The organism is Citrifermentans bemidjiense Bem, assembly GCF_000020725.1.
Lineage (GTDB): Bacteria > Desulfobacterota > Desulfuromonadia > Geobacterales > Geobacteraceae > Geomonas > Geomonas bemidjiensis.
The window spans coordinates 1,483,884-1,495,899 of the sequence record NC_011146.1 but is presented as its reverse complement, the minus strand read 5'-3'; the positions used below and the strand labels follow the sequence as shown (position 1 = coordinate 1,495,899).

10 protein-coding genes are annotated in these 12,016 nt (G+C 61.7%); all 10 read right to left on the bottom strand.

All coding sequences use genetic code 11. The features are described from left to right. Window positions 1-45: 45 nt before the first annotated feature. Window positions 46-2,565 (bottom strand): bifunctional aconitate hydratase 2/2-methylisocitrate dehydratase, encoded by a 2,520-nt coding sequence (gene acnB / locus GBEM_RS06505; RefSeq protein ID WP_012529725.1) that lies wholly within the window; start codon window positions 2,563-2,565, stop codon window positions 46-48. Window positions 2,566-2,815: 250 nt separating this feature from the next. Further along, window positions 2,816-3,583, bottom strand: a complete 768-nt coding sequence (fdhD, locus tag GBEM_RS06500; protein ID WP_012529724.1) for a formate dehydrogenase accessory sulfurtransferase FdhD — start codon at window positions 3,581-3,583, stop codon at window positions 2,816-2,818. Window positions 3,584-3,766: 183 nt separating this feature from the next. Continuing rightward, on the bottom strand, window positions 3,767-5,224 hold the full coding sequence (gene gabD, locus GBEM_RS06495) for an NADP-dependent succinate-semialdehyde dehydrogenase (protein ID WP_012529723.1): 1,458 nt from the start codon (window positions 5,222-5,224) through the stop codon (window positions 3,767-3,769). A 263-nt stretch (window positions 5,225-5,487) separates the two neighbouring features. Next, complete coding sequence (locus GBEM_RS06490; protein WP_012529722.1) at window positions 5,488-6,735, bottom strand: cohesin domain-containing protein; 1,248 nt, start codon at window positions 6,733-6,735, stop codon at window positions 5,488-5,490. A gap of 167 nt (window positions 6,736-6,902) precedes the next feature. Further along, complete coding sequence (locus GBEM_RS06485) at window positions 6,903-8,237, bottom strand: S41 family peptidase (RefSeq protein ID WP_012529721.1); 1,335 nt, start codon at window positions 8,235-8,237, stop codon at window positions 6,903-6,905. A gap of 34 nt (window positions 8,238-8,271) precedes the next feature. Then, entirely contained in the window at window positions 8,272-9,465 is a 1,194-nt protein-coding gene (locus tag GBEM_RS06480; RefSeq protein WP_012529720.1) for a murein hydrolase activator EnvC family protein, read from the bottom strand. 1 nt (window position 9,466) lies between these two features. Beyond that, complete coding sequence (gene ftsX, locus GBEM_RS06475; protein ID WP_012529719.1) at window positions 9,467-10,411, bottom strand: permease-like cell division protein FtsX; 945 nt, start codon at window positions 10,409-10,411, stop codon at window positions 9,467-9,469. Then, window positions 10,398-11,069 carry a cell division ATP-binding protein FtsE gene (gene ftsE / locus GBEM_RS06470; RefSeq protein ID WP_012529718.1) on the bottom strand — a complete coding sequence of 224 codons (672 nt, stop codon included), beginning with the start codon at window positions 11,067-11,069 and terminating at the stop codon, window positions 10,398-10,400. Before ftsE ends, ftsX begins: the two co-directional genes overlap by 14 nt. A 31-nt stretch (window positions 11,070-11,100) precedes the next feature. Next, a complete protein-coding gene (locus GBEM_RS06465; protein WP_012529717.1) occupies window positions 11,101-11,508 on the bottom strand; it encodes a type IV pilin protein in 408 nt (135 codons plus the stop codon). Window positions 11,509-11,512: 4 nt separating this feature from the next. Continuing rightward, a complete protein-coding gene (locus tag GBEM_RS06460; protein ID WP_012529716.1) occupies window positions 11,513-12,007 on the bottom strand; it encodes a type II secretion system protein in 495 nt (164 codons plus the stop codon). Between the last annotated feature and the right edge of the window lie 9 nt (window positions 12,008-12,016).

Sequence of the window (12,016 nt, the reverse complement as noted above, 5' to 3'; positions counted from 1 at the left end):
GGTTATCCCGGCGGGCCTTTTTCATTGCTGCTTTATGCTTCCTTATTACATCTCGTCGAACTGGAGGTATTTGTAGACGTTCGCCTTATTCGGCTCGACCTTCTCCTGGTACGCCGCCAGGTACTCGGCCGGGGTCGGGAGCTTGCCGAGGTTGACGGTGACGGCCCCCAGTTCCGCGGAGCCGAGGAACACCTTGGCGCCGTTGCCGATCCTGTCGTCGAAGTTACGGGTCGAGGTGGAGAACATGTTCACCCCGTCGGGCACGCGTGCCTGGTTCCCCATGCAGAGCGAGCAGCCGGCGATTTCTACGCGTGCGCCCATGGCACTGTAGACGGAGAAGTAAGCCTCGTCCTTAAGCTTCGCCTGATCCATGCGGGTCGGCGGGCAGATCCAGGTACGGACGTTGGGGTTGAACTTGGTCCCCCTCCAGATCTCGCCGGCGGCGCGGAAGTGGCCGATGTTGGTCATGCAGGAACCGAGGAACACGTCCTGGATCGGGGTGCCGGCAACCTCGGAGAGGATCTTGACGTCGTCCGGGTCGTTCGGGCAGGCAAGGATCGGCTCGGTGATCTGGGCCAGGTCGATCTCGATCACCGCGGCGTATTCCGCGTTGGCGTCGGCTTCGAGAAGCTTCGGCGCCTTCAGCCACTCGTTGGCTGCGTCGATGCGGTTTTGCAGGGTCTGCGCGTCCTGGTAGCCGTCGGCGATCATCTGCTTCATCAGCGCCACGTTGGAACGGAGGTAAGTGGCAACGGATTTCTCGGAGAGTTTGATGCAGCCGGCTGCGGCGCTACGCTCGGCGGCGGCGTCGGTCAGCTCGAATGCCTGCTCGACGGAAAGCTCGGGAAGCCCTTCCATCTCCAGGATGCGGCCGTTGAAGATGTTGACCTTGTTCTTCTTGGGCACGGTGAGGAGCCCCTGCTTGATGGCCCAAAGCGGGATGGCGTTGACCGCGTCGCGCAGGGTGATGCCGGGGTTGAACTTGCCTTTGAAGCGAACCAGTACCGACTCGGGCATGTCGAGCGGCATGAAGCCCAGGGCGCCCGCGAAGGCGACCAGGCCGGAACCTGCCGGGAAGGAGATCCCGATCGGGAAACGGGTGTGGGAGTCGCCGCCGGTACCGACGGTGTCCGGCACGAGGAGACGGTTGAGCCAGGAGTGGATGACGCCGTCGCCCGGCTTCAGGGGTACGCCGCCGCGCTCGATGATGAACTGCGGCAGGGTCTTGTGCATCTTGACGTCGGCCGGTTTCGGGTAGGCGGCGGTGTGGCAGAAGGACTGCATGAACATCGGCGCCAGGAACTTGAGGCAAGCGAGTTCTTTCAGCTCGTCGGCGGTCATGGGACCGGTGGTGTCCTGGGAACCGACGGTGGTCATCTTCGGCTCACAAGCGGTGCCCGGGAGGATGCCGGTGACGCCGCAGGCCTTTCCTACCATCTTCTGCGCCAGCGAGTAACCCTGGCCTGCCTTCGGCACCGGGTTAACCGGGAGGGTGAAGACGTCGGTCGGCGCGAGGCCGAGAGCCTTGCGGGCGCGGTCGGTGAGGGCGCGGCCGATGATCAGCGGGATCCTGCCGCCGGCGCGGAACTCGTCGGAAAGGGTGTTCGGCGCGATGGTGAAGGTGGAGAGGACTTCGCCCCCCTCGCTCCTGATCTCGCCCTTTTTGGAGTCGATCACGATGACGTCGCCGGTCTTCATCTTGGCCACGTCGGTCTTGATCGGGAACGCGCCGGAGTCCTGCGCGGTGTTGAAGAAGATCGGCGCGATGACGCCGCCGATGATGATGCCGTCGCGGCGCTTGTTCGGGACGCAGGGGATATCCTGGCCGATGTGCCACAAGACGCTGTTGCAGGCGGATTTGCGGGAAGAACCGGTACCCACGACGTCGCCCACGAAAGCAACCTGGAACCCATCAGCCCTGAACTTGGCGATGGTGGCGTTGCCGTCCGGGAAGCGGGTCTTGCCCATGGCGAGCGCGTGCAGCGGGATGTCCGGGCGGCTCCAGGCGTCGCCTGCCGGGGAGAAGTCGTCGGTGTTGATCTCGCCGTCGACCTTGTAGACCTTCACCTTCACGGTCTCCGGGAGGCCCTTCTTGGAGGTGAACCACTCGGCGTTGGCCCAGGACTCGATGACTTTTTTTGCGGAGGCGTTGGATTTGGAAAGCGCCAGCACCTCGTCGAACGCGTCGTATACCAGGGTGGTGCCGCAGAGAGCCTTGACGGCCTCATCGGCAAGCTCGGCGTCCTTGAGCGCTGCGACCAGCGGGGCTACGTTGTAGCCGCCCAGCATGGTCCCGAGGATCTGGACTGCCTCTTTCTTGGAGATGAGCGGGGATTTCTTCGCGCCGGAAACGATACCGGCGAGGAAACCGGCCTTCACTTCGGCTGCGGGGTCGACGCCCGGGGAAACCCTCTCCTTGAGGAGCTCGAGCAGGAACGCCTCTTTGCCGGCCGGCGGCGCCTCCAGCAGTTTGCAAAGTTCCGCGGTCTGCTCCGGGTCGAGCGGCTTGGCGGGGATACCGAGTGCTTTTCTTTCTGCCTCTTGCTTCAGATACGCTTCAATCATGGTCCCTCCTCAGATTTTGTGCAGCTATTTACGGCAGTTATGGAGACATAGTCTTGACAGACGAGCTTCATTTGAGTGGATACTGTATACAGTTTTTACCCCGCTTTGTCAATTGCTGAAAAAGGAAGATAAAACGCCGGTTCTGACATTTCCGGCAAGGTGCCGTTTTTTTCGAAGCTGGAGTTGGCTGAAGCGGAGAGCGACGGGGTGTTGATTGGAAAAATAAATGACAGGCGGCGAAGGATGAGGGTCAGGCGTGCGGGACCAGAAGTTGCTCGGGGTGGGCGTACACGGTGAACCTCCCCACTTTCAGATAGCCGATGAGCACGATGCCTGCCTTTTGGCAGATGGTGACGGCCATGTCGGTGGGGGAAGTGCGGGAGGCGATGAGCCTCACGCCAAGGGTCGCCGCCTTCGCCGCCATCTCGGCGGAGACTCGCCCGGAACTCACCAGGAGGGTTCCCTCCAGCGGCACCCCCCGCAACAGCGCCTCCCCGGCCAGACGGTCGACGGTGTTGTGGCGGCCGATATCCTCGGCATGCAAGAGGAGCCTCCCCTCGCAGTCTCCGACAGCGGCGGAATGGACTCCGCCGTGCTTGCTGTATTTCTCAGAAAGAAGAGCCAGGCGCTTCATGAGCTCGAAGACGGCCGCGGCCGAGACCGGGGGGGAGTCGCTCCACCGGTCTTCCAAGGTCTCTGCTCCCGGGAGGCTGAAGGTGATGCCGGTGCCGCAGCCAGAGGTCAGCACAGGCTTCAGGTCGGCAGGGATTTCGCCGCGTATCCGGACGTTGGCGATGCCGTAGTCGTTGCAGACGCTCAAGATCAGGAAGTCTTCGGGGGCCGCAACGAAACCCTGGACCCGCAGGAATCCAGCCACCAGGAACCGGAGGTCGTGGGGCGAGGCGATCAGGGTGACCAACTCCCGGTCGTTCACCCTGAGCACCAGCGGGAACTCCTGCACCAAGGGGGCCTCCCCCGGGATAAGCTCGCCGTCTGCGTATCTGTGAACTTGGTTCATAAGACTCTTTTCTTCCACATCGTTTAGGTGCCCCAGCGGTTACGGGCGCCGGCCTCAGGCGGCCCCCCTGCCTGGACATCTCACCTGGGACCTCACCCTTCGAGTTCCCGCCCCCGGAGGGGGAGGGACAGGGAGGGGGCTTTCGCCGGCGGCTCCAAGGCCCCGCCGGGGGGAGGAGCGAGGCTACTTCACCCCGCCGATGCAGAGATACTTGACCTCGAGAAAGTCCTCTATGCCGTACTTGGATCCTTCGCGCCCGATGCCGGACTCCTTGACGCCGCCGAAGGGGGCAACGGTGGTGGAGATGAGGCCGGTGTTGATGCCGACGATACCGTATTCGATCGCCTCGGCGACCCGCCAGACTCGGGAGACGTCCTGGCTGTAGAAGTAGGCGGCGAGGCCGAACTCGGTGTCGTTGGCCATCTGTATCGCCTCCTCTTCGGTCTTGAAGCGGAACAGAGGCGCCAACGGCCCGAAGGTCTCCTCTTTCGCCACCAGCATCCCGGGCTTCACGTCGGTCAGGACGGTGGGCTCAAAGAAGCTCCCCCCCAGTGCGTGGCGCTTGCCGCCGGTCACCACGCGCGCCCCGCCGGCAAGCGCGTTCTGAATGTGTTCCTCTACCTTCTCCACCGCTTTCATGTCGATCAGCGGCCCTTGCTGGGTCTCCCCTTTCAGGCCGTCACCGACCTTCATCTTGGCGACGGCTTGCGCGAGTTTATCCGCGAAGCGGTCGTAAACGCCGTCCTGAACCAGGAAGCGGTTGGTGCAGACGCAGGTCTGGCCGGTGTTGCGGTACTTGGAGATGAGCGCGCCCTCGACCGCGGCGTCGATGTCGGCGTCGTCGAAGACGATGAAGGGGGCGTTGCCGCCAAGCTCCATGGAGACCTTCTTCACGGTGCCGGCGCACTCTGCCATCAGCTTCTTCCCGATCTCGGTGGAGCCGGTGAAGGTGAGCTTGCGCACGATGGGGTTCGCCGTCATCTCCCCGCCTATGCCCGCGGCGGAGCCGGTGACAACGGAGAAGACGCCGTCGGGAACCCCGGCACGGCGGGCAAGTTCGGCTAGCGCCAGCGCCGAATACGGAGTGGCGGTCGCGGGCTTTACCACCATGGTGCACCCGGCAGCGAGCGCGGGCCCCGCCTTCCTGGTGATCATGGCGGAGGGGAAATTCCAGGGGGTTATGGCGGCGCAGACGCCGATCGGTTCCTTCAGGACCACAATCCTTTTATCGCTTTGATGCGGCGGGATCACGTCGCCGTAGATCCGTTTCGCCTCCTCGGCGAACCACTCCAGAAACGACGCGGCATAAACGGTTTCGCCCCGCGACTCGGCCAGCGGCTTCCCCTGTTCTGCGGTCATCAAGACGGCTAAGTCCTCCTGGTGCTCCAGGAGCAGCTCCGACCAGCGCCTGAGGATGGTGGAGCGCTCCTGCGCCGTCTTCGCGCGCCACTTGGGAAACGCGGCGTTGGCGGCTTCGATGGCGCGCCGGGTCTCGGCGCCCCCCATCTTGGGGATGGTTCCGAGTTTCTCGCCGGTGGCGGGGTTGGTGACATCGATGGTCTCGCCGCTGTCAGCGCCGGTCCATGCACCGTTTATGTAGCAGAGCAGCTGGAAAAGATTGCTGTCCTTGAGAACTAACATCGGCTCCTCCCCTTGGAAACTCATATATGATTTCGACGGCTTGAAGGTTAACGCCGGCTGATGCCGGGGCAGATTGTGTATACCTCATCCGTGATCCGGCGGCAACAGGAAAAACCTGAGTGAATCCCGCGCCCCACGACGCAGATGCCCCCAAGGCTCTAGGTCAAGCCGAGGGGGCACCAGGGGGAGGGGACTGGCTCCGCCAGGTGCCTGTCCCCCTTCGCTTGTCCCCCTTCGCTTCGGGGTGCTCTATCCCCGTCAGATCATTCCTTTCGCTGGGCGGACTCCTGCGATTGGGCCAGGAAGTTGGCCGTGAAGATGTAATCGTCGAGGTAGTCCACCCGGCCGTCGCCGTTTAGGTCCGCGCCCGCCGCCAGAAAGCTGCGGAAAGCCGCCTCCGACGCCGCGCTCCCCGCCGTCGCGGGAAGACGAACAGCCGGCGCCACGATGAGCGGGTATTCCTGGGAAAGCCCGTGGTAGAGCACGGTGATGCTGGCGTCGACCACACCGGCCTCCGGTCTCACCTCGACCTCCCATTCCCCGTCATCACTCCGGCTGACCGAGACGTAGCGCGCAGCTTTGAATGCGAAAACCGGCGGCCGGTCTCCGGTTTCCATGGCGATGACCAGGGTCACCGTGCTGCTGCCGTCCGCAATCGCTATGGCCGGGATCTGCAGCAGCGGGCGCTCCCCCGCCCCCTTGAAAAGGGAGGTCAGGTTGGCGAGGGTCCGCTCCCCCTTGAACTCCCGGAAACGATCCAAGACGCTCGGCAGGTGCACCGGCTGGGTCACGGCTTGCGGCGCAGCTTTCGGCTCTGGATCGCGCGGCTCCACCGGCGCGGGCTCTCTGCGCTGCGGCTGGAGTTCGGCAACTTCCTGGCGCTCAGCCTCCTGGGGCGCGCGCTTCGGCTCCGCCGGCGCGACTTCCTCATGGGGGAGCGTCACGCTGCCACCCAGAACGACAGGAACCGGGCGGCTGGGGTGCGAGGTGGCATCGATCACAAGCGGCTCGTCCTTATCCTTGGCGCCCTCTGCGGGAGGGGCCTCGGCGGAAGGCTCCCCGTGCGTCGGGGTTTGCGGATTGTCGATGGCGGTGGGGGCGATGGGAAGCTTGTTCCCTTTTTCATCGATCAAGGAGGCGGTCAGCGAAGTGATCGTGCCGGCGGAGTCCCCGACGCGTTCGAAGGTGATGGTAGCGATGACGCCGCTTGCTACCGCGATCCCGTTGGTGCCGACGATGGCAAGCCTGATCGGGTTGCTCGGATTGCTGGAGTTCAGCATGCCGTCAACGAGGCTTCCCATGGCGATGTGCGGTGTGGAGAGCGTGTTCCTGTCGTAGCCGATGGTGATATCGAGCCCGGCGACGCCTGCCATCTGCTCCCCGCGCAGCACGAATACGCCGTCGGCCGACGGCGAGGCGATGGAGAGAAACGGCGCGGCGAGCAGAGGAGCGGGAACGATCAACAGCATGAACAGTATCAATGATCGGCGGCACGCACTTTTTATGGACATTGAAAACCTCTTGACTGTGGCAGTCGGGAGCCGGATTGGAGAAAGCACCACTTTAGTCAGTGCAGCTTGAACTGTCAAGACACGTCTCATACAGTCCCCGGGCATAAAAAAAGGAAGGAATAGCGGTACTATTCCTTCCTTTCTTATGCTTTATTGTCTCCGGTCCATCAGGAGGGGAGTTTGCCCATCGTCTTCAGGATCTCCCACCCTTTCAGGAGGTCGAGCGCGCGCAGCACCTGCGAGTCGCTCTTGATCAGTTCGTCGGTCTTGTAGGGAGCCGGCTTATCCTTCTTCTCCTCGCCCCCCTCCTTTTTATCCCCTTCGAAGTGGTTCTCGAGGTCCTTCTCCCTGATGTGCATCCCTTCGCGCTTCTCGCTGGTGGCGGCAAGATCGACCTTCTCGGCGACGATATCGGGGGTTATCCCCTTAGCCTGGATGGAGCGGCCGCTGGGCGTGAAGTACCTGGCGGTGGTGAGCCTCAGGCCCGAGTTGTCGGCGAGCGGGATGATGGTCTGGACGCTCCCCTTGCCGAAGCTCTGGGTCCCCATGACAACGGCGCGCTTGTGGTCCTGCAGGCAGCCGGCGACGATCTCCGAGGCGCTCGCGGAACCGCTGTTGATCAGCACCACGATCGGGTAGTCCGGCTGCTTGGGCCCCTTACGGGAGGTGAAGCGCATCTGGGAATCCTTCTCGCGTCCCTCGGTATAAACGACCAGCTTCCCTTCGGCGATCCAGTGCTCGCTCACCCGGACCGCCTGGTCCAGGAGCCCGCCCGGATCGTTGCGCAGGTCGAGCACCAGCCCCTTGAGCTGCTTCTGCTCGCCCTGAAGGGCCTGCAGCGCCTTCTCCAGGTCGTCGTCGGTCTTCTCCTGGAACTGGGCAATCCTCACGTAGCCGTAGCCGTCGTCGAGCACCTTGTGCTTAACGCTCTTGACCTGGATGATGTCGCGCTCCAGCACGAATTCCTTCGTCTTGTCGAACCCTTCACGCATGATGGTGAGGGTGACCTTGGTCCCTTTCACCCCCCTCATCCTCTTCACCGCATCGGTGATGGTGAGGTCCTTGGTGAACTTGTCGTCGATCTTCAGGATCTGGTCGCCGGCCTTGACGCCGGCCTTGAAGGCGGGGGTGTCCTCTATCGGGGAGATGACGGTGAGGATCCCTTCCTTGACCGTGATCTCTATGCCGAGACCGCCGAAGGAGCCCTTGGTGTCGATCTTCATTTCCTTGTAGGTTTCAGGGGGCATGAAGGAGCTGTGGGGGTCCAGCGAGGAGAGCATGCCGTTGATGGCACCGTACACGAGCTTCTTGGTGTCGACCTCTTCTACGTAGCTCTTCTTGACGATGGCCAGAACGTCCGTGAACAACTCGATGGACTGGTAATCGCTGCCGCCCCCCTGGGCGGCGCATCTGCGTTGCATGCCGAAGCCGATCACCAGCGTCAGCAGGCACACGGTTGTGACAAACAGCGTTGTCTTCTTAAATTTGCTGCCTTTGAACATTTTGCCTCCCTAGGATTTTGTTGCGGTACCCTGCTTATCTGAACCAGGGGGAGGGATCGACTGGTTTCCCCTGGTATCTGATCTCGAAATAAAGCATCGGCCCTTTGCTTGAATCAACGTCACCCACACTGGCCAGGACTTCGTTCTTTGATACCTTCGCCCCGACCTTTTTCGTCATCGATGAAGCATGGGCGTAAAGACTGAAGAACCCGTCCCCGTGATCGACGATGATCATATTACCATAGCCTTTGAAATAGTTCGCAAAAATCACTTCGCCGTCATAGATCGCGTGAATGGCGGATCCGGCTGGCGCAGATACAGAAATGCCGTTACTGACAGTGAAGGAATCGAACTCAGGATGCTTGTGCCTGCCGTAGCGGTCCACGATGGTCCCCTTCACCGGCAAGGAGAGCCTTCCCTTCTGCGCCCCGAGCCCCTGGTTCGGGACCGCGACGGACCTCGGAGAGACGACTTGCGCCTTATTATCTCCCGCTTTACCGCGAGCCTTGGAACTATACGCTTTTCTACTTCTCGCTTCAAGCTTTTGGATCATGCTCTGCAGGCGTCCCGCATTGGCCTGCAATTCTTTGAGTGAAGCCTGGTACTGCTGCTTGTCCTGCCTCACTTTGACCAGGTAGTTCGCCTTCTTGCTCTTCTCTTGCTCTATCTCGCGCTTCTTCGCCTCTATGTTGCGCCGGATCCCTTCCTTGCGCGTCGCGTCCTGCTCAAGTTGCTGCTTCAACAGGTTCAGCCGCTGCAGGTTCTCGTTGTACTGCTGAAAGAGTTTCCGGTCGTTCTCCAGTATGCTCCGCATGTAGCGGAGGTTCTCTGTCATCTGCGGGAAAGACTCCGAGGAGAAGAACACCCTGAGGTTCCCGGTATCCCCTCCCTTGTAGAGGGCGGCGACGCGGCGGTTGATCTGAGCCCGCTTGCGCTCGGCCTCCTGGCGCTCGCTCTCTATGTCCACGAGCGTCTTGTCGATTCCCTTTTCCACGGAGGCCAAGTCGCGCCCCAAGGAAACCAGGCTCGACTGCTTCTCGGCCAGGGTTTTCTGGATCTGCACCAACTCTCCCGAAACCTTGGTCTCCACCTTCTGGGTTTTCGAGATGAGCCGGTTCTTTTCCTTGATCTGTTTCTTTATGGTCTGCAGCTCTTCCTTGGCCCCCGCGCCGCAAAGGGAAGGGGCCAAAATCAGGGCCAGACAGCTTATCAGTAGAATGTGACGCATGCTAGACGTTTATGAACCTCTTCAGCGAGGTCGCGCTGCCGATGAAACCGAGCAGCACGCCTCCCAGTACTACCCCAGCCAGGTGCGAGGGGGGAAGAAAGGAAAGCCCAGCCGAAGCCGGGTTGATGCCGAGGAAGTCACCGGCGTTCTTCAGGAAGGCGAAATAGCAACCAAGAAGCGCCAAAAGCGAGATCACCGCCCCTGCTGCCCCCTGCAGCACCCCCTCGATGAGGAAAGGAGCCTTGATGAAGAAGCGGGTCGCCCCCACAAGGCCCAGGAGCTCCAGTTCGTCCTTCCTTGCGTAGATGGTGAGCTTAATGGTGTTGGAGACGATGAAGAGCACCGTTATGGTGAGGAAGCCCCCGAGGAGCGCCCCCATCAGGCGGAAGAGGTTCATGAAAGAGTTGAAGCGCCTGACCCACTCCTCGCCGTACTGCACCTCGGTGATCCCCTGGATCTGCTTGAGCTTCGCCACGTAGGCCGCCACCGACTCGTTGTCGCGGTGGTCGCGGTCCAGGCGGATCTCGAGCGATGCGGGGAGCACTTCGGCGGAGATTCCCTCAAGAAGGGACTCCTGCCCCTTGAGCCGGCTCCGCAGGCGTTTCTCCGCCTCGGCCTGGCTCACGAAGAGAACCTTGGCGGTGCCGGGTATGGCCTGCACCCTCCCCTTCAGCGCGGCCACCGCCAGCGGGGCCGGCTCGGCATCGAAGTAGGCGGTCACCTGCACCTTGTCGCTCCATCCCTCGGCCATTCCGGAAAGGTTCACGTAGACCAGCAGAAAGAGCGAGGCGATGAGAAGCGCAAGCGCGATGGTCCCGACGGTGACCGCGCTCACGAAGACGTTTTGCCTGAGGTTCGCGACGGCGCGGCTGGAGTAATAGCTCAAGCGCCCGAAGAAGCCCTCCTGCGCCAGCTTGGGACGGACCGCCTTGTTAGTTTTGGACATCGGGCACCTCCACCATGCGTCCCTTCTCCAGCCGGATCACCCTGCGGTGGGAGTTCTCGATCACGCGCCGGTCGTGGGTCGCCACCACCACGGTGGTGCCGCGGATGTTCGCCTCCTTGAAGATGGAGAGAATCTGTTCCTTGTTCTCGTCGTCCAGGTTCCCGGTCGGCTCGTCGGCAATGAGGATCTTGGGGTCGTTGACCAGCGCCCGGGCCAGCGCCACGCGCTGCTGCTCGCCACCCGAAAGCCTCAGGGGGGTGGAGTTCACCTTGTCCTCCAGCCCCATCGATTTCAGGATGTGGTACACCTTCTTGCCGATGTCGCGCTTGCCCCACCCCAAAACCTCAAGGGTGATGGCGACGTTCTCAAGGACGGTGCGGTTGGGCAAAAGCTTGTAGTCCTGGAACACCACCCCGATGGAGCGGCGCAGGTAAGGGATCTCCTTCCTGGAAAGCCTGGTGACGTTGGCGCCGTCGATTATCACCTGGCCGCGGGTGGGGGAGAGTTCGGCGTAGATGAGCTTCAAGAGGGTCGACTTCCCCGCTCCCGATTGCCCGGTCAAAAAAACAAAATCCCCTTTGGGGATTTTGAGGGTTACATCGGTCAGAGCCGCAGATTCGGCCTGATACGACATCGATACGTTGTGCAGTTGGATCATTTTCCTTTAAGCCTCTTCTGTTTCGTGAGGGTTACCACTCGTTGTATGCCACGCCGTTGGACCCCATCAGGGTCGAACCACTGTGCACGTCGTAGACACCTGTGGCCGGCTCGCCCGAGTCGGTGGCCGGAGGAGCGGCGGTGACCCAGGTTTCCCTGGACTTGGTGAACGGGTCCTTCGGTATCTCCCTCAGGTATTTGTTCTTGTTTTCCACGAGCTCCTGCAGCGTTTCCGGGTATTTGCCCTGGTCGGCGTAGTACTGGTCTATGGTGGAGCGCAGGGTGTAGAGATCCTCGCGCAAAACCGATTCGCGCGCCCTGACAATACCCCACTGGTAGTTGGGCGCAGCGATGGCGGCCAGGATGCCGATGATGGACAGGACGATCATCAGTTCGATTAGCGTGAAACCACGCTGTGTCTTTGCAATCCTCTTAAACATGAGGTCACCAGTCCTTGTATTTGGTGCCGTCGATCGCCGTCCCGTCGCTCAGGGAATAGACGTCGAAGACATCTTCCCCCCCCCAGGTGGTGCTGTCGGGTTCGTCGTTGTGGGAGCGCATGCCCCAGGCCGGTTCATCCCCCTGAGGTTTGTAAAACGGGTCCGCCGGTATCCGGCGCAGGAACTTCTTTTTGTACCCCAGGTACCCCTTTATGTCGTCCCCTTTTACCAGCACCTCGAGGGTTTCCGGGTACCCCTCCGGCTTGTTCAGCGAAGCGGTGATCTTCTTCTCGTCGACGCCACGGTCATAGGTCTTCTTGTACTCATCGATGGCCCCCCTGATCTCGCGCAGGTTCCGCCTGAGCTCGATCTCCTTGCTCCGCTTGGAAGCCATCTGCGCGGAAGGGAGTATCAGCGAGGAGAGGATGATGAGTATGGACAGCGTCACCACCAGCTCGATCAGGCTCAACCCGCGCTTGTCGTCAAGGATTTTCCACATGATCTGAAA

What these genes read in the sequence shown, in the direction of transcription:
- GBEM_RS06460 (WP_012529716.1), bottom strand. Translation starts at nt 12,007, where the DNA reads ATGTGGAAAATCCTTGACGACAAGCGCGGGTTGAGCCTGATCGAGCTG.
- GBEM_RS06490 (WP_012529722.1), bottom strand. Translation starts at nt 6,735, where the DNA reads ATGTCCATAAAAAGTGCGTGCCGCCGATCATTGATACTGTTCATGCTG.
- ftsE (WP_012529718.1), bottom strand. Translation starts at nt 11,069, where the DNA reads ATGATCCAACTGCACAACGTATCGATGTCGTATCAGGCCGAATCTGCG.
- GBEM_RS06465 (WP_012529717.1), bottom strand. Translation starts at nt 11,508, where the DNA reads ATGTTTAAGAGGATTGCAAAGACACAGCGTGGTTTCACGCTAATCGAA.
- GBEM_RS06485 (WP_012529721.1), bottom strand. Translation starts at nt 8,237, where the DNA reads ATGTTCAAAGGCAGCAAATTTAAGAAGACAACGCTGTTTGTCACAACC.
- acnB (WP_012529725.1), bottom strand. Translation starts at nt 2,565, where the DNA reads ATGATTGAAGCGTATCTGAAGCAAGAGGCAGAAAGAAAAGCACTCGGT.
- GBEM_RS06480 (WP_012529720.1), bottom strand. Translation starts at nt 9,465, where the DNA reads ATGCGTCACATTCTACTGATAAGCTGTCTGGCCCTGATTTTGGCCCCT.
- ftsX (WP_012529719.1), bottom strand. Translation starts at nt 10,411, where the DNA reads ATGTCCAAAACTAACAAGGCGGTCCGTCCCAAGCTGGCGCAGGAGGGC.
- gabD (WP_012529723.1), bottom strand. Translation starts at nt 5,224, where the DNA reads ATGTTAGTTCTCAAGGACAGCAATCTTTTCCAGCTGCTCTGCTACATA.
- fdhD (WP_012529724.1), bottom strand. Translation starts at nt 3,583, where the DNA reads ATGAACCAAGTTCACAGATACGCAGACGGCGAGCTTATCCCGGGGGAG.